Below are 18,283 nucleotides of genomic sequence, written 5' to 3'. Positions count from 1 at the left end.
TAATACTGCTGCCTAAATTCTGATATCAGAGGCGTGTAAAATCGTTAAAAATTGCGATCAACATGAGTGAAAAAATAATCGCCCCACCCACTCGATAACCCATTTCTTGTATTTTTTCTGGCACCGGTCTGCGAATGACGGCTTCGATTGCAAAAAACAGCAAATGACCGCCATCTAGCATCGGTAATGGCACCAAATTTATAATTCCAAGGTTGACACTAATCAGCGCTAAAAAGCCCAAAAAGTAGACCAAACCATAATCGGCCGTCGCGCCCGCTCCCTTCGCGATGGAGATCGGGCCACTTAAATTGTTTAGACCCACATCACCCGTAATCAGCTTTTTCAGCATTGACACCGTGAGTTCTATAATCTGACCTGTTTTAACAAACGCACGCCCAATAGATTCAACAGGACCGTACTGAAGTTCAAAACGATAGTCTTCAGGCCATGCTTCCATTTCCGGAGCAATACCTGCGAAACCAATAACCGTCCCATCGTTCAAGTCTCTTGAATCAGGAATAAGGGTTAGCGTCTTGTTATCGCCATTTCTAACCACTGTAACATCAACAGGGGTGTTAGCGTTTGCTTGAATCGCACTAACAACTTGTTGCCATTGTTGGATATTCTGTCCATTAATCGCAATTATCTCATCACCAGCAACAATACCAGCGGCGGCGCCTGCGCCATCACTACTGACATTCGCTAACGTCGTTTTGATACTTGGTGAGTACGGCCTAAAACCAAGCGTCCCCATAGCAGACTCTGTTTCTGGGTTAAAGTTCCAACTCGACAAGTCAAATGTTAATGTTTTATCCGTTCCTATTTGGTCACTGGATGAAACTGTGACCGTCATTTGATTATCACCAATATGAGAAACCAAACCTAAGTTGACCGACTCCCAGTCTAACGTTTGCTTGCCGTCGACCGATGTTATCTGCATGCCAGGCTCAAAACCGGCATTTGCGGCAATCGAGTAAGGCGTCACTTCACCAATAACAGGCTTTACTGCCGGCACGCCAATTAAAAAAACCAGCCAGTAAGCAAACACAGCAAAAATAAAGTTAAACGCCGGTCCTGCACCTACGATAGCCGTTCTTTTCCAAAGAGGCTTTTTATCAAAAGCATACTTGTGATCAGCTTCAGAGACTTCATCAACACGGCTATCTAGCATCTTGACATAACCGCCAAGAGGGATCATTGCTACACTGTATTCCGTACCATCATTACCCGTCTTTGACCAGATAGATTTGCCGAATCCAATCGAGAATTTTTCGACGTAAACGCCACACTTTCTTGCTACCCAAAAATGGCCAAACTCGTGCACTGCAACGAGAACACCTAATGCAATCACAAAGGAGGCAAAATTCCACAGTATGTCTGTCATCGTCAATTATCTCTCATGGCTCATACGCCTTGTGTGATGTCGCTAGTAATCGTTACTAGTAATAATTATTTAGTCGGTACGCGTTCTGATCACTGCCAGCGCAGTTATTTGCCGAGAGCAATCTCACTTGCATAGATTCGTGCCATTCTATCTAGCTCAAGAATGCTTTCCAAGTCACTTAACGCGTTATATTGGTTTGATGCACAAACCTTCGACATAACACGCTCATTTATCATGCTAATATCCGTAAATTTTATCTCACCAGATAAAAAGGCTTCAACCGCGATCTCGTTTGCCGCATTAATGGCGGTTGTCGCATGTTGACCTTCATAACAAGCGTCGATAGCTAAAGCAAGGCAAGGGTAACGCTCAAAGTCAACCTCTAAGAATGTCAGCTCATTCATCTTAGTAAAATCAAGAGCAGGAACGCCTGCCGGGATACGATGTGGGTAAGACATCGAATAAGCAATGGGGGTTGCCATATCAGGCTGACCCATTTGTGCGAGCACTGATCCATCTTGATATTGCACCATAGAGTGGATCACAGACTGAGGATGGATAATAACTTTTAGCTGCTCTTTGCTGGTATTAAACAGCCATTTTGCTTCTATAAACTCCAGTCCTTTATTCATCATGGTCGCAGAGTCCACCGAAATCTTAGGTCCCATAGACCAATTAGGGTGTGCAATCGCCTGTGCTGGCGTCACTGAAGATAAACTCGAAGCGTCACTATAACGGAATGGACCGCCCGAGCCCGTTAACAGTATATGGTCAATCCCGGCTTGCGATAAATTACAATAGCCAAGATCGGTTTGAACTGAGTTCGGCAAGCATTGGAAGATAGCATTGTGCTCACTGTCCACAGGGAGCAATTGCGCACCGGACGCCCGAACCGCATCAATAAATAGCTGACCAGACATGACTAAGGCTTCTTTATTGGCAAGTAAAATGCGCTTACCCGCCTTCACCGCAGCCAACGTTGGCAACAAACCTGCTGCGCCTACAATGGCGGCCATAACCATATCCACGTCGTCATCGGCCGAAACTTGGCACATTGCGTCTTGTCCGAACAAGATCTGAGTGTCAACTAGGCCGTTCAGCTCCGTTCGCAGACGTTTCGCATCACTTTCTTCTGCAACCACAGCAAACTTTGGCTGCCACTGCAGACACAATGCTGCCATTTTGGCCACATTCTTACCGCCCACTAGAGCGTAAATTGAGTAAAGCGCAGGGTTTTGAGCGACCACTTTAAGGGTGCTTGCGCCAATAGAGCCTGTAGCACCAAGGATGGTTAAGTTTTGCATGCTAGTACAACCGCTTATCGAACATAAAGAGGGTGACAAACACCCTCTTTATGTGATTAGAAAATGAGATAAAGGAGAGCAAAAATTGGGAAGGCGGCCGTTAAACTGTCAACGCGATCCAATACGCCTCCATGACCTGGGATAATGTTGCTGCTGTCTTTTATGTTAGACACGCGTTTGAACATACTCTCGACAAGATCGCCCAACACTGAGATAACAACCGTCGCTAACGTTATGACAATCATGCTTGTCGCGCTAGTAAACTCGATGTCAAACATAACCGAGCTTCCCCACGCAACACCAAGCGCAGTCACAATCCCGCCCAACAAACCTTCAATAGTTTTATTAGGGCTCACATGAGGGGCCATTTTTCGTTTCCCCAAGCTTTTACCGGCAAAATAAGCACCACTATCTGCCGCCCAAACAATAAGGCAAACAAACAACACGAGCTTAGCGCCATGGTAAGGGTCTTGATGATACGCCTGAGCACGAAGTATGAGTATACTCCATAAAAATGGTAGTAATGTTAATAAACCAAATAGGTGACGTAGGAGATTGGAATGTTGCCAATAACCGGCAGATTTAGGGTATGTCATGGCGAGACCACTCGCGACCAACCACCAACTAAATCCCACGCCCAATATTATAATATGAGCCAATCCTACTTGATTAAATGATATGACGTCAGTCGGAACAAACAATACAGATAACGCAATGGCAACCACAGGTGGCAACATCGCTACTACGCGTGAAGGCGTTAACGTAAATTGAGTCCACTCCCACGCGCCAATTAGAGTAATGGCAGCAACCGCTATCATAAACCACAGAAATGGCAGAGAGAAAATACCCCAAACCACCAGCGGAGCGAGGATTAGAGCTGTGATAATTCGTTGTTTCAAACTAAATCGTCCTTAATTGGCTTCCATTAACGCTTTGACTTGTTCTCCGGTACAACCAAAACGCCGTTCGCGATTAACAAACCAAGTGATAGCATCCACTAAGCTGTCTTCATTGAACTCAGGCCAAAATTGTTCGGTAAAATACATTTCTGCATAAGCCATTTGCCAAAGCATGAAGTTACTAATACGACATTCACCACTGGTGCGAATAAGTAAATCAACGTCCGGCAAGTCCGACATGGTGACATGCTCGGATATTAGGTCTTCGGTGATATCCGCAGCCTTTAGCTCTCCAAGTTCAACTTGAGCGGCAACTTTTTTCAGGGCTTCCGTGATATCCCATTTGCCGCCATAATTGGCCGCAACGTTAATAACAGTCCCTGTGTTGTTTGCCGTTAATGATTCAGCATCAGCAATTTTACGCTGCAGGCGTTCATTAAAACGGCTGGTATCACCAATGATACGAAGTCGTAGATTGTTCTTATGCAATTTTTTGATTTCACTCGATAGAACCGTGATAAACAGCTCCATCAGTAAACCCACTTCTTCTTCAGGCCGTCGCCAATTTTCACTACTGAACGCAAAAAGCGTGATCGCTTTAATTTCTAACTTAGCGGCTGCCGAAATGGTTTTTCGAACCGCAGAAACGCCTTTCTTATGTCCAAATACACGTGGTTTTCCCTTAGATTTCGCCCAACGCCCATTACCATCCATAATGATAGCAATGTGTTGAGGTAGGGAATCATTGAAGACTTCTGAGTTCTGCATAAAAGAGTTTAGTAATAATTAGGGACAAACAGAGTAGCATAAAAAAACGCTGTGCTGTCAGCACAGCGTTTTTCGCAGGTGCAAGTGATTAAGAATTAAACTTCCATCAACTCTTTTTCTTTCGCTGCTAATGTGTCATCTACATTTTTCACAGCAATGTCAGTCAGTTTTTGAATCTCATCTTGCGCTTTACGATCTTCGTCTTCAGAGATTTCTTTATCTTTTAATAGCGCTTTAAGGTCACCATTTGCATCACGACGGATATTGCGGATAGCCACTCGGCCACCTTCAGCTTCGCCACGAACAATCTTAACAAGGTCTTTACGACGCTCTTCTGTCAACGGTGGTAGCGGTACACGAATAACGGTACCTGCAGACATAGGGTTCAAACCTAGATCTGACATTAGAATCGCTTTTTCAACTTTTTGCGTCAGCTCTTTATCAAATACCGTAATAGCAAGAGTACGTGCATCTTCAGCGATAACGTTAGCAACCTGATTCAAAGGAGTCGGCGCGCCATAGTATTCAACAGAAAGGCCTTGAAGTAGGCTTGGGTGCGCACGACCTGTACGAATTTTTGATAGATTGTTTTTTAGTGCTTCAACACTTTTTTCCATACGCTCTTGAGCGTCTTGCTTGATTTCGTTAATCACAATATCACCTTAATAATGTGCACCTAAATGCGCTTACGCATTTAGGTCGTTTCTTTCGATAAACCCTAGTGACAGAGTTTACTCTTATTCTTCGTCACTGATAAGTGTGCCTTCCGTTTCACCCATCACAACTCGACGAAGTGCTCCAGGCTTATTCATGTTGAAAACACGAATTGGCATTTTATGATCACGAGCTAGAGTAAACGCGGCTAAGTCCATAACCTTAAGTTCTTTATCTAGAACAGTATTGTATGCAAGCTTATCATATAATTCAGCATCTGGGTTAGAGACAGGGTCTGCACTAAATACACCATCTACTTTTGTTGCTTTAAGTACCACGTCCGCTTCAATTTCGATACCACGTAAACAAGCCGCGGAATCTGTCGTAAAGAACGGGTTACCAGTACCGGCAGAGAAAATAACCACACGGCCCTGTCTTAATTCACGGATAGCATCCGCCCAGTTGTAATCGTCACACACACCTTTAAGCGGTATAGCAGACATCACACGAGCATTCACGTAAGCACGGTGCAACGCATCACGCATTGCTAAACCATTCATTACCGTCGCCAACATTCCCATGTGGTCGCCCACTACTCGGTTCATACCAGCTTCAGCAAGACCCGCACCACGGAAAAGGTTGCCACCACCGATGACGACACCAACTTGAACGCCCAGCTCTACCAATTCTTTCACTTCTTGAGCCATACGCTCTAAGATAGATGGATCAATACCAAAGCCTTCTTCGCCTTGCAGCGCTTCACCACTGAGTTTTAACAGAATACGTTGATACGCTGGTTTTGGGTTCGTTGTCATGGAGTTCACCTTCCAAAGAGAGTTGTCGATTAACGGTCATGGATTAAGATTCAATACTAATATAGCACTTGCGACGCTTAGCTCTTGTGACCCTTAGCACTTGTGACATAGCCTTTACGAAACGTAGCAATGCAGGTGCTGGCCAAGTAAATCTTAATTCATGACGGTTAAAAAATTACCACCTAGTCTACTCGCAAAAAGACCGCAGCCTTGGCTACGGTCTTTAATTCAACGAGACAGAGAAGGATTAACCTTTCTGTACCGCAGCTACTTCGTCAGCGAAGCTCATTTCAGCTGCTTTCTCGATACCTTCACCAACTTCTAAACGAATGAAGTTAGTTACTGTAGCACCTTTCTCTTTCAAGATTTCGCCAACAGTTTTCTTAGGTTCCATGATGAAAGCTTGACCTGTTAGAGAGATTTCGCCCGTGAATTTCTTCATACGGCCGATAACCATTTTCTCAGCGATCTCTTGAGGTTTGCCTTCGTTCATTGCGATTTCAACTTGAACCGCTTGCTCTTTAGCAACTACATCTGCAGGTACGTCAGAAGGGTTTACAAACTCAGGCTTAGATGCTGCAACGTGCATAGCAACGTGCTTGATCGTTTCTGCGTCAGCTTCACCAGCTACTACAACACCGATACGGTCGCCGTGGCGGTAAGAACCAACGTTTGCACCTTCGATGAACGCAACGCGACGGATGCTGATGTTCTCACCGATTTTAGTTACTAGAGCAATACGTGCATCTTCAAATTTAGCTTGAAGTTCAGCAGCTTCTAGTTTTTCAGCTAGAGCAGCGTCAGCTACTTCGTTAGCAAATGCAAGGAAGCTTGCATCTTTAGCTACGAAGTCAGTTTGGCAGTTAACTTCAACAAGAGCGGCAACGCCAGCGTCTTCTTTAATGATAATTGTGCCTTCAGCAGCTACGTTGCCTGCTTTTTTAGCAGCTTTAGCAGCGCCGCTTTTACGCATGTTTTCAATTGCTAATTCGATATCAGCATTTGCTTCAACAAGCGCTTTTTTACATTCCATCATGCCAGCGGCTGTGCGCTCGCGAAGTTCTTTTACAAGAGCAGCAGTAACAGTTGCCATTCCAAAATCCTCAGTTGATTCCAAACTAGGTAAAAATCAGGGGCTCTCATTGGGGCCCCTGATTGCTAACTATAACTTAGTTTATATGAAGACTAGATGTCGCCCAAAACTAAGTGTGACTTATAGTCGCTATTATTCAGCTTCTTCTACGAAACCGTCTTTTTCAGCAGCTACAGCAGCAACATCTTTGTTACGACCTTCTTTAACCGAATCTGCAGCAGCGTTTAGGTAAAGCTGTACTGCACGGATTGCATCATCATTACCAGGAATGATGAAATCAACGCCGTCTGGGTTAGAGTTAGTATCAACTACAGCGTAAACTGGGATACCTAGGTTGTTTGCTTCTTTAACAGCGATGTGCTCGTGATCAGCGTCGATTACGAATAGTGCGTCAGGAAGACCGCCCATGTTCTTGATACCACCAAGAGACTTCTCTAGCTTCTCCATTTCACGAGTACGCATTAGAGCTTCTTTCTTAGTGATTTTCTCGAAAGTACCGTCTTGAGCTTGCGCTTCATATTCTTTTAGACGCTTGATAGACTGACGAACTGTTTTGTAGTTCGTTAGCATGCCGCCCAACCAACGGTTGTTCACGTAGTACTGGTTGCTGTTGATTGCAGCTTCTTTAACAGCTTCAGACGCAGCGCGCTTAGTACCAACAAAAAGAACTTTACCTTTTTTCTCACCGATTTTAGCTAGCTCAGCTAGTGCATCGTTGAACATAGGTACAGTTTTTTCTAGGTTGATGATATGAACTTTGTTACGAGCACCAAAGATGAATGGCTTCATTTTTGGGTTCCAGTAACGAGTTTGGTGACCGAAGTGAACACCAGCTTTAAGCATATCGCGCATTGATACAGTTGCCATTTTAAAATCCTCTATGGGGTTAGGCCTCCACACTTCCCATGAATCCGACTTGGTATGAATGATTACTCAAGCACCCCGGAACATGTGACGAAATGTGTGTGATTTAAATTAAAGTTAATAAGAAAACAAAGGCAGCTCGCCGCTAAGGAGAAACTGACTCTATATTCTGGCGCGCTTTATACCATATTTTGCTACCTCAATGCTAGAAAAATCACAATAATTGAGCAAATTCGAAGCACGCTCTGACAACATAAATAACCAATCCGAACTACAGTTATCAGTGTAACAATCTTAGAAACGAGTTTTATTCTTGTTGCGCTTAATCTCGTCGTTGTTAGAATAACGCGTCAAATTAGAGAGTAGAGAACACAAATGTCTATCAAAATCAAAACTGAAGCTGAAATCGAAAGAATGCGTATCGCAGGTAAACTTGCGGCCGAGCTTTTGGAAATGATCGAACCCCACGTCAAAGAGGGTACGACTACCGAGGAGCTTGATAGAATTTGTGCTGATTACACACGAAAAAACGGCGCATACTCAGCGCCTCTTGATTATCATGGCTACCCAAAGTCTATCTGTACTTCTATCAACCATATCGTTTGCCATGGCATCCCTGCAGAAAAAGATGAGATGGGAACCACTGGCAAAACTAAGCCTGCGGTACTTAAGAGCGGTGATATCGTCAACGTAGATGTCACTGTCATCATTCCAAATGATGAGAATGCTTCACTGGATACTCGACCAGAAGGCTATCACGGCGATACATCAAAAATGTTTCTAATTGGTGATGTCTCCCCTGCCGATAAACGTTTGTGCATGGTCGCTCAAGAAGCGCTGTATTTAGGTATGAAAACCGTCAAACCGGGTTCAACCGTTGGCGCTATCGGCACAGAAATCGAGAAGTATATTAAGACCAACAACAAGAACAACCCTCGTGCAAAGTTCTCTATCGTCAAAGATTTTTGTGGTCACGGTATTGGTTCTGAGTTTCATGAAGAGCCTCAGGTTGTTCACTATAAAAATGCCGATCGCCGAGTACTAAAAGAAGGCATGGTGTTCACCATCGAGCCAATGATTAATGCCGGTAAATTTGGTTGTAGCATCGACGCCGATGACGACTGGACCGTTTATACCGGTGATGGTAAGAACTCAGCGCAATGGGAACATACTATTGTGGTGACCAAAACTGGCTGTGAAGTGCTCACACTGAGAGCCGAGGAAACCATTCCCCGTCAGATGAATAACGCCTAATTGTTCCATCATTCAGTCTTTATAAAAATATCCTCACAACGTGAGGATATTTTTTTATCTTCCCCATTTTGGTATAACCATAGTTAGATTTTTCTTTTTGCTTGCACGGATTGCTCCCTTTATGACTTTTCAGACTCCCACGACACTCAGCGATGAACAGCTGACGGTTGAAGAACTCAAAACCCAGTTGGATACCTTTTCCGACCATCAAAAGCACGAATTTTTGAATCACCATCCCATCGCGGATCTGATTCTTGGTCGTTCAGACTACATTGATTTACTGCTCAACCGACTTTGGCAGCACAGCGGCCTTAATAATCAGACCAACCTCGCATTGGTCGCTGTCGGCGGTTATGGCAGAGGTGAACTCCATCCACTTTCCGATATCGATATTCTATTTGTCTCGCGTAATAAGCTCACCCCCGCGCTAGAAACCATTGTCAGTGAATTCATTACTTTGTTATGGGACCTCCGCTTAGAGGTCGGTCATGCGGTTCGAACGGTGGCAGAGTGCGTCGAAATAGGGCAATCCGATCTTACCGTCGCAACAAACCTACAAGAAGCAAGATTGCTATGTGGGAGTGAGGATACGTTCTCACAATTGAAAAGTGTTGTGGATTCCGACACATTTTGGACATCAGAAGACTTTTACCGAGCAAAAATTAACGAACAAAAAAACCGTCACTCTAAGTATCACGATACCACTTACAATTTAGAACCCGATATCAAGTCTACGCCTGGCGGCCTCCGTGACATTCATACCTTAAGTTGGGTTGCTCGTCGCCACTTTGGCGCTACCTCTTTATTTGAAATGAGCCGCTTTGGCTTTCTCACTGATGCGGAGTATCGTGAGCTTGTTGAGTGTCAAAATTTCTTATGGCGTGTGCGTTTTGCCTTGCATATTGAGCTCAGACGTTATGACAATCGACTCACTTTTGGTCATCAAGCCCAAGTTGCAGAGAGCCTTGGCTTTACCGGTGAAGGTAACATCGCCGTAGAGATGATGATGAAAGAGTTTTACCGCACCTTAAGACGGGTGGCTGAGCTAAACAAAATGTTGTTGAAACTTTTTGACCAAGCCATCATCAACAAAGGACAAATCGTTGCCGCAGAGGTCCTCGATAGCGACTTTCAACGTCGGGGGCACCTTATTGAAGCAAGGAAACCCGCACTTTTTCAGGCTCGACCAGAAACCATCTTGGATATGTTTATCCACATCGCTAACGATTCGAGTATCGAAGGCGTTAGCCCTGCAACTTTACGTCAACTTCGTACTGCCCGTCGTCGGTTAAATAAGTTCTTACATGAAATTCCTGCCGCGCGAGACAAGTTTATGGATCTTGTCCGCCACCCTAACGCCCTTCACCGTGCTTTCCGATTAATGCATAAGTTAGGGGTGTTAGCCGCTTACCTGCCGCAATGGAGTCAAATTGTTGGTCAAATGCAGTTCGACCTGTTTCATGTTTATACCGTCGATGAACACAGCGTGCGGTTACTCAACCACATCCATACCTTTAGTTTGGAAGAAAATTATTCTAAACATCCTATATGCTGTGAAGTCTATCCAAGGATGCAAAAGAAAGAACTGCTGATTCTTGCTGCCATTTTTCATGATATTGGTAAAGGTCGCGGTGGTGATCACTCTGAAATTGGCGCGGTTGAAGCGTTCGAATTTTGCATTGAACATGGGCTTTCAAAGCCAGAAGCGAAACTCGTCTCATGGCTGGTACAAAACCACCTCTTGATGTCTGTGACCGCTCAACGACGTGATATTTACGATCCAGATGTCATCATTGAGTTTGCCAAGAAAGTTCGTGATGAAGAGTATTTAGAATACCTAGTCTGCCTTACTGTCGCCGACATTTGCGCCACTAACCCGGAACTCTGGAACAGTTGGAAGCGAACCTTACTTGCAGAGTTGTTTCACTCCACCCAGCGCGTATTAAGACGCGGTCTTGAAAACCCCGTCGATGTACGAGACCGTATTCGTCACAACCAACAACTCGCCTCTGCGCTACTAAGAAAGCAAGGCTTTGCTGCCCGTGAAATAGAGGTCTTGTGGCAACGATTTAAGGCAGATTACTTCTTACGCCATACTCACAAACAGATCGCTTGGCATTGTGAACACATTTTAAATTCCGAAAATCCATCTAAACCGCTGGTGCTGATGAGCAAAAAAGCAACCCGAGGCGGCACTGAAGTGTTTGTTTACAGCAAAGACCAGCCCGCTTTATTCGCGACCGTGGTTGCCGAGCTCGATAGACGCAATTTTAATGTCCACGACGCACAAATCATGACCAGTAAAGACGGGTTTGTTCTCGATACGTTTATGGTGTTAGATCACCACAGTAAAACCATCGACACCACCCGCCACTCAGCTGTCATTAAACACTTAGTTCGAGTACTCGAAAGCGGGAAAGCAACCAAAATAAAAGCGCGCCGTGCACCGCGAAACTTAAAACATTTCAACGTAAAAACCAAAGTGGACTTTCTACCAACAAAAAGTAAGAAACGAACACTAATGGAGCTCGTTGCACTTGATGCGCCAGGGTTGCTTGCCAAAGTAGGTGCCACATTCGCTCAGTGTGATGTGAGCCTCCATGCCGCCAAAATCACGACCATTGGTGAGCGTGCCGAGGATTTATTCATTTTAACCAGTGCCACTGGAGGGCGTCTTTCAGAAGAAGAAGAGGAAGCGCTGAAACAGAAACTGCACGACACTATTTCAGAACAAATATCGGCATAGTGGCGTCATTCTCAAACTAAAAAGCTAGGTTCTATCATGAACCTAGCTTGCTCTACTCATTCAGAATGAGTATTAAGCGATCTCCTCCACATTTCTTCTTAATCGTGCAACTTATCAACTATCTACCACACCAATAGACTGCTACATTTGTACTTAGAACACACAATGAAAGAGGTAAACTATGTATCCAAACCTCACGAGTTTAGGCATTCATGAACCTAAACAAATTGAGCGTTACTCAATTCGACAAGAAGCGCACAAGGATGTGTTAAAAATATATTTTCGTAAGCAGAAAGGCGAGCTGTTTGCTAAAAGTGTTAAGTTCAAGTACCCAAGGCAGGTTAAGAGCGTACGAGTCAATAGCAGTAGCCAAAACTACAAAGAAGTCACAGAGATCAACCGAAACTTAACCTTAGTCATTGATGAACTGAACAAGATCACCAAGCCAGTTGAGGTAGGAGAAATCGATGTGAAACAAAAAATCTTATCCGACCTTCGTCACTTAGAAAAAGTGGTCTCTGGAAAAATTGCAGAAATTGAAGCCGATTTAGAAAAGTTAAAATAACAGCCTCACACAAAAAAATGCTCCCAATTGGGAGCATTTTTATTTTTATAACGTTATACCATCTACCATTAACTAAGGCGTGTAGTACGTTGCGGCACCAGGACCTACAGGTAAGCCAAATACGAATACCCAAATATAGAACAGTACACTCCAGCCTACTAAGAAGCAGATAGAGTACGGCAGCATCGTGGCGATCAAAGTACCAATACCAAGGTTCTTCATGTAGCGTGTCGCTACCGCTAGGATAAGGCCGAAGTAACTCATCATTGGTGTGATGATATTCGTCGTCGAATCACCAATACGGTATGCTGCTTGAATCGTTTCAGGCGCGTAGCCAACCAACATTAACATTGGAACGAAGATCGGTGCAGTTACCGCCCACTGTGCAGATGCAGAACCAATCATAAGGTTGATAAAGCCACACATAAGAATGAAGGCAAAGAACAACGCAGGGCCCGTCAAACCGATGGTTTGTAAGAAATCAGCACCGCCTACCGCAAATACCTGACCAAAGTTAGTCCACTTAAAGAAAGCAACAAACTGGGCTGCAAAGAACACCAATACTATGTACATACCCATTGAAGACATAGATTTAGACATGGCATTGATAACATCACGATCGTTCTTCATCGTTCCAGTGACTTTGCCATAGACAAAACCTGGAATAGCAAAGAAAACGAAGATAAACGCGACAATACTCTTCAAGAAAGGTGAACCCGCTATTTCTCCCGTTGCCGAACGAAGCACACCGTTCGCAGGAACGATCGTGGAAGCAATTACAGCACTTACAATTAGTACGGCAAGACCAGCCATTTTCAGGCCTTTCTTCTCAACATCAGACAGTTTACCCATACGGTCGTTGGATAAATCTTCCGCCGCTTCTTCTTCATTGTATTTGCCCAATTTCGGCTCAACAATTTTCTCGGTAACAAATGCACCTGTAATTGAGATGAAGAAGGTAGACACAAACATAAAGTACCAGTTTGACTCTGGGCCTACGGAATAAGTTGGGTCAATCATTTGCGCTGCTGTCTCAGTAATACCTGAAAGCAACGGATCTACGGTACCAATTAATAGGTTTGCAGAGTAACCACCAGACACACCCGCAAATGCAGCAGCTAGGCCAGCTAGAGGGTGACGTCCTAATGAGTGGAATAGCATCGCAGCGAGCGGGATTAAAACGACATAGCCAAGCTCTGAAGCGGTATTAGAAATAATACCCGCAAAGACTACCGTTACAGTAACCATACGTTGAGAGGCGCCCATAACTAGGCCACGCATTGCAGCAGACAGCATGCCCGAGTGTTCAGCAATCGCAACACCAAGCATAGCAACTAGCACGGTTCCAAGTGGAGCAAAACCAGTAAAGTTCGTTACTAGGTTAGTAACAATCAGCTGTAAGCCTTCAGCATTAAATAAGCTTACAACTTTAATCATCCCATCAGCAGCACGACCTGCAGCGCCTTCTGGACGAGGGTCGACAACAGCAACGTCAAAGTAACCGGCAATACCAGACATGACTAAGATGGCAACACAGAATATAGCAAATAGTGTAATTGGGTGGGGTAATAAGTTCCCCAAGTATTCAACTCCGTCTAAAAAACGGGTAAATATCGGCTTTTTCGGTTTGTTGTGTTTCATTGCGGCAGATGAACTCATCTGTCCCCTCCTTTTATTATATTGTCCTGGCTATTTAACAAAGCTATCGTCCTTTTCTGACAACTTTGTAAAAAGCAGGCGAAGGGTACGTGACCAAAAGCACAATTAAAAGCCCAATATGTTGCTAAATGTAAAAAAGGGCGATTTTTAACCAACTCATGCAATGTTAATCAAACATATATACTAACATTTGTATAGATTAAAAAATAACATTCTTATGACAAATATATTTTTTGGTCAAAACACCAATGTGTTATAGGTCAAATTTACCTTTCCCTCCCCTATTGAAAACCCTAAGCACATCTGAAATGATCAATGTCTAATTTTGTGACCTAAAGTGATGCCTTTGACTTATCATATTGACCCGATCGGCACTATAAGTTCGCCTTATAAAGAGAAGTTTGCTGTCCCGAGACAGCCTCGCCTCGTACCTGCGGCTACGGCTACCGTGAAACTGCATGGACAAGCGAACTGCCAAGAAGCAGTTAAAGGCATCGAACAGTTCTCTCATTTATGGTTACTATTTTTATTTGATCAAAATATCAATGCAGGCTGGAAGCCAACGGTTCGTCCGCCTCGCCTTGGTGGTAATGAAAGAATGGGGGTATTAGCCACACGCTCAACCTTCAGGCCCAATGGCATTGGCATGTCTGCAGTTGAATTAAAGGGCATTGAACAACAGGGCGCGCAAACCTTAATACATATAGGCAGCGCTGATTTAGTTGATGGTACACCCATTGTTGATATCAAACCCTATATCCCCTATTCCGATTCAATACCTCAAGCACAAGGTGGCTACGCTTCCGACGAACCCGAACTCATTGATGTTCAATTTTCAGTCAATGTCGACGCTTTCTTTAACGAGCGAAAAGATGGCGACCACCGACGTCAGGTCATATCGCAAGTTCTTGCTCAAGATCCAAGACCTGCATACAAGAAAGGCAAGCCGGACAATAAAGAGTACGGAGTGAAACTGTACGACTGGAATATTAAATTCAAAATAAAAGATGAATCGGCATTAGTTACCGCGATTGAACCTTTGTAGAACAGCAATACGCTGATATCATAGTCGGCTTAACTCGATTTAAGCGATGGCTTGAATCTCTTATAATCATGATGAAACGGATACCATAGAATGCGTACCAGTAACTACCTTCTTTCCACTTTGAAAGAAACTCCAAACGACGCAGAAGTTATCAGCCACCAGCTGATGCTACGTGCAGGTATGATCCGTAAGCTAGCTTCAGGTTTATATACTTGGCTACCTACTGGTCTACGTGTACTGCGTAAAGTAGAAAATATCGTTCGCCAAGAGATCGATAATGCCGGTGCCGTTGAAATCTTGATGCCCGTCGTTCAACCGTTTGAGCTTTGGGAAGAGACTGGTCGCAGCGAGAAAATGGGCCCGGAATTACTGCGTTTCACCGACCGCCATTCTCGTCCGTTCGTTCTTAGTCCAACGGCGGAAGAAGTCGTCACAAGCCTGGTACGCAACGAGATTAGCTCTTACAAGCAGCTTCCTCTAAACCTGTACCAAATTCAGACTAAATTCCGCGATGAACGCCGCCCTCGTTTTGGCGTCATGCGTGCACGTGAATTCTCAATGATGGATGCGTACAGCTTTGATATCGACAAAGACGGTCTAGAGCAGTCTTACCAAGCGATGCACGATGCTTACTGTAAAGCGTTCGACCGCATGGGTCTTGAGTACCGTCCAGTACTGGCAGACTCTGGCGCAATCGGCGGCAGTGGCTCTCAAGAGTTCCACGTTCTTGCTGAAAGCGGCGAAGACCTCATTGCCTTCTCTTCTGAATCGGATTACGCAGCGAACATCGAAAAAGCGGAAGCGCTTGCTCCAACAGCTGAAGCGGCTGCGCCAACTCAAGAGATGGAACTGGTTGATACACCAAACGCAAAAACAATCGCAGAGCTAGTAGAGCAACACGGTCTTGCTATTGAAAAGACAGTTAAGACTCTGTTTGTTAAAGCTTCTGACGACGTTGATGCCGACATCATCGCGCTTATCATCCGTGGTGATCACGAACTTAACGAAGTGAAAGCTGAAAACCTTCCACAGGTTGCTTCCCCACTAGAAATGGCTGATGAAGCTGCAATTCGTGCACTTGTTGGTGCTGGTCCGGGTTCACTTGGCCCTGTTGGCTTAGAGCTACCATTCATCGTTGACCGCTCTGTTGCTGTCATGAGCGACTTCGGCGCTGGCGCAAACGTAGACGGTAAACACTACTTCGGTATTAACTGGGGTCGCGATGTTGAATTGGCTCAAGTTGAAGACCTACGTAACGTCGTTGAAGGCGACCTAAGCCCTTGTGGTCAAGGTACTATCCAGCTTAAGCGCGGTATCGAAGTTGGTCACATCTTCCAACTAGGGAACACTTACTCTAAAGCAATGAACTGTAATGTGCTTGGTCCTGATGGTAAGAGCGTAATCCTAGAAATGGGTTGTTACGGTATTGGTGTTTCACGTGTTGTTGCGTCGGCTATCGAGCAAAACCACGATAAATTTGGCATTGTTTGGCCAGATGCACTTGCCCCTTTCCAGGTTGCTATTGTACCAATGAACATGCACAAGTCAGAGCGCGTGAAGGAAGCGGCTGAGAAACTATACGCTGAATTAACGGCTATGGGTGTTGAAGTACTATTCGATGACCGTAAAGAGCGTCCTGGCGTCATGTTTAAAGATATCGAGCTAGTGGGCATCCCTCACACTATCGTGATTGGTGACCGTAGCATGGACGAAGGCAACTTCGAATATAAGAACCGTCGCAACGGCGAAAAAACACCGATTGCGATGACGGACATCATTGAGCATATCAAAGCGCAATTAGCGTAACATTATATCAGCATTGATGATCGTAATTGACCATCATAATTGATACGACCTCGGTCATAAAAGGCAGCCTATTGGCTGCCTTTTTAATTCGCACCTGCAATCCAATCTTCATCCTCAGTTCAGATTCAGTCCATTACCATCAACAATATGACGTGCTCATCGTATTTAGTTTTAAATACTAAGCACTAAGCACTAACTGTTCGACAACCTAAGTTCGACTACCACATTTTGGAGAATACGATGGATTTGAAATCACTACTTAATCAAGCACTCAAATCAGATGTCGTTAGCAAAGCGACCCAAAAAGCGTCTCAATCTTCATCAAGTCTCAGCTCAGCCATTGGTGACAAAAAAACCATGGGGGCGTTAGGCGCTGGCGTTGTTGGCGGTGGCTTACTCGGTATGCTGATGGGTTCAAAGAAAACCAAAAAAGTGGGTAAAACTGCGTTAGGTGTTGGGAGTGCGGCGGCCTTGGGCGCGCTCGCATTTAAGATCTATAACGATTGGGACAAAAAGAACGACGCTGACTCAGAAGGCGCAACCGTCAACGAATTTGCTAATGTCAATCATGAAGAGATTGTTCTCAAAGCCATGATTGGTGCAGCGAAAGCCGATGGGCACATTGATGACGTCGAAATGGGTAAAATTGACCAAGCACTACAAAGAATGCATGCCGATGCCCATGTCCAAGCGTTAGTTCAAGCTGAAATAGCGAAACCGCTTGATCCTAGCTATATTGCTCAGCTTGCACATTCTCCAGAGCAAGGAGCAGAAATTTATCTTGCCAGTCTGCTCGTGGTTGATGAGCAAAACTTTATGGAAAAAGCCTATTTGCAAGAACTGGCGAAACAGCTTCAACTTCCATCGGAGCTGGTCAGTAAACTCGACGCACAAGTGTTTTAAGGTCAAAGACAACTAAGTCCTTGGAAAGAATGGCCTAACCATGTAAAACGCGTACAAAAAAAACCGCTGACAATGCAGCGGTTTTTTATTAGTTACTATCAACGAATCAGAATTCGTCAGCAGTACTAGAAACTATTACTCTTCGTCTTCTTGCTCAACGCTATCTTGACGAGCCGCCGCTTTTACCGCTTTTAAGGCTTCCTTCGCATGCTCTTTTGCTTCTTTCTCTTTACGAGCTTCAGATTTACGAGCGTTACGTTCCGCTTGGCTTGCAATAAAGCCTTGTAGTTCTTTCTCTGCCCAAGCTTGCGCTAATTCTTCGCTTTCAAAACCCATCTCACGCTTAGATACTACCGTTCTACGAGAGGTTACTTGGCGAGTAATTTCTGCAGACCAACCATTGCGCTTTTCCGTTAGGCGGATAGCAAATTTTTTATTTTCAGACATTTAGATGATTCCTAAGGGTTTTGTTAAGGGATGTTCCAACATAATTATCATTTCTTTGTCAGCCATCCCTAAGCCAG

16 protein-coding genes are annotated in these 18,283 nt (G+C 44.5%); 6 read left to right on the top strand and 10 right to left on the bottom strand.

Going from position 1 to position 18,283, the window contains the following annotated elements; genetic code table 11:
- Positions 1-25: 25 nt before the first annotated feature.
- From rseP to rpsB, 8 genes are all read right to left on the bottom strand, one after another.
- Positions 26-1,384, bottom strand: coding sequence for a sigma E protease regulator RseP (gene rseP / locus M9196_RS14990; RefSeq protein WP_250618341.1), 1,359 nt, complete (start codon positions 1,382-1,384; stop codon positions 26-28).
- 104 nt (positions 1,385-1,488) lie between these two features.
- Positions 1,489-2,688: a 1-deoxy-D-xylulose-5-phosphate reductoisomerase gene (ispC, locus tag M9196_RS14985; protein ID WP_250618340.1), complete on the bottom strand. Its 1,200-nt coding sequence runs from the start codon at positions 2,686-2,688 to the stop codon at positions 1,489-1,491.
- A 56-nt stretch (positions 2,689-2,744) separates the two neighbouring features.
- Positions 2,745-3,587, bottom strand: a complete 843-nt coding sequence (locus M9196_RS14980; RefSeq protein ID WP_250618339.1) for a phosphatidate cytidylyltransferase — start codon at positions 3,585-3,587, stop codon at positions 2,745-2,747.
- A gap of 12 nt (positions 3,588-3,599) precedes the next feature.
- Positions 3,600-4,355 carry an isoprenyl transferase gene (locus tag M9196_RS14975; protein ID WP_250618338.1) on the bottom strand — a complete coding sequence of 252 codons (756 nt, stop codon included), beginning with the start codon at positions 4,353-4,355 and terminating at the stop codon, positions 3,600-3,602.
- A 95-nt stretch (positions 4,356-4,450) separates the two neighbouring features.
- The gene (gene frr, locus M9196_RS14970; protein ID WP_250618337.1) at positions 4,451-5,008 is read right to left on the bottom strand and encodes a ribosome recycling factor; all 558 of its coding nucleotides are present in this window, start codon (positions 5,006-5,008) and stop codon (positions 4,451-4,453) included.
- Between the two features lie 84 nt (positions 5,009-5,092).
- Positions 5,093-5,824: a UMP kinase gene (gene pyrH / locus M9196_RS14965; protein WP_250618336.1), complete on the bottom strand. Its 732-nt coding sequence runs from the start codon at positions 5,822-5,824 to the stop codon at positions 5,093-5,095.
- A 247-nt stretch (positions 5,825-6,071) separates the two neighbouring features.
- On the bottom strand, positions 6,072-6,917 hold the full coding sequence (gene tsf / locus M9196_RS14960) for a translation elongation factor Ts (RefSeq protein WP_250618335.1): 846 nt from the start codon (positions 6,915-6,917) through the stop codon (positions 6,072-6,074).
- Between the two features lie 132 nt (positions 6,918-7,049).
- Positions 7,050-7,784 (bottom strand): 30S ribosomal protein S2, encoded by a 735-nt coding sequence (gene rpsB / locus M9196_RS14955; RefSeq protein WP_250618334.1) that lies wholly within the window; start codon positions 7,782-7,784, stop codon positions 7,050-7,052.
- Between the two features lie 372 nt (positions 7,785-8,156).
- On the opposite strand from rpsB, the gene map reads away from it, so the two are divergent.
- The 3 genes from map (at position 8,157) to M9196_RS14940 (ending at position 12,346) form a co-directional block, all read left to right on the top strand.
- On the top strand, positions 8,157-9,035 hold the full coding sequence (gene map / locus M9196_RS14950) for a type I methionyl aminopeptidase (protein WP_250618333.1): 879 nt from the start codon (positions 8,157-8,159) through the stop codon (positions 9,033-9,035).
- Positions 9,036-9,156: 121 nt separating this feature from the next.
- Entirely contained in the window at positions 9,157-11,781 is a 2,625-nt protein-coding gene (glnD, locus tag M9196_RS14945) for a bifunctional uridylyltransferase/uridylyl-removing protein GlnD (RefSeq protein WP_250618332.1), read from the top strand.
- A 181-nt stretch (positions 11,782-11,962) separates the two neighbouring features.
- Positions 11,963-12,346, top strand: a complete 384-nt coding sequence (locus M9196_RS14940) for a DUF3461 family protein (protein WP_250618331.1) — start codon at positions 11,963-11,965, stop codon at positions 12,344-12,346.
- A 72-nt stretch (positions 12,347-12,418) separates the two neighbouring features.
- Here the strand turns inward: M9196_RS14940 and M9196_RS14935 are convergent, their stop codons facing one another.
- Entirely contained in the window at positions 12,419-14,005 is a 1,587-nt protein-coding gene (locus M9196_RS14935; protein WP_250618330.1) for an AbgT family transporter, read from the bottom strand.
- Positions 14,006-14,345: 340 nt separating this feature from the next.
- Between M9196_RS14935 and tsaA the strand changes: the two genes are divergently transcribed.
- From tsaA to M9196_RS14920, 3 genes are all read left to right on the top strand, one after another.
- Positions 14,346-15,050 (top strand): tRNA (N6-threonylcarbamoyladenosine(37)-N6)-methyltransferase TrmO, encoded by a 705-nt coding sequence (gene tsaA / locus M9196_RS14930; protein WP_250618329.1) that lies wholly within the window; start codon positions 14,346-14,348, stop codon positions 15,048-15,050.
- Positions 15,051-15,140: 90 nt separating this feature from the next.
- Positions 15,141-16,856, top strand: coding sequence for a proline--tRNA ligase (locus M9196_RS14925; RefSeq protein ID WP_250618328.1), 1,716 nt, complete (start codon positions 15,141-15,143; stop codon positions 16,854-16,856).
- A gap of 240 nt (positions 16,857-17,096) precedes the next feature.
- Positions 17,097-17,759 (top strand): tellurite resistance TerB family protein, encoded by a 663-nt coding sequence (locus tag M9196_RS14920; protein ID WP_250618327.1) that lies wholly within the window; start codon positions 17,097-17,099, stop codon positions 17,757-17,759.
- Between the two features lie 135 nt (positions 17,760-17,894).
- On the opposite strand, the gene M9196_RS14915 is transcribed toward M9196_RS14920, so the two are convergent.
- Positions 17,895-18,206 carry a DUF3622 domain-containing protein gene (locus tag M9196_RS14915; protein ID WP_250618326.1) on the bottom strand — a complete coding sequence of 104 codons (312 nt, stop codon included), beginning with the start codon at positions 18,204-18,206 and terminating at the stop codon, positions 17,895-17,897.
- Positions 18,207-18,283: the final 77 nt, after the last annotated feature.

The sequence above is a fragment of the Vibrio methylphosphonaticus genome (assembly GCF_023634655.1).
In the GTDB taxonomy this organism is placed as follows: domain Bacteria; phylum Pseudomonadota; class Gammaproteobacteria; order Enterobacterales; family Vibrionaceae; genus Vibrio; species Vibrio methylphosphonaticus.
The sequence above is the reverse complement of the archived record's forward strand: the minus strand, read 5'-3'. Positions and strand labels throughout refer to the sequence as shown.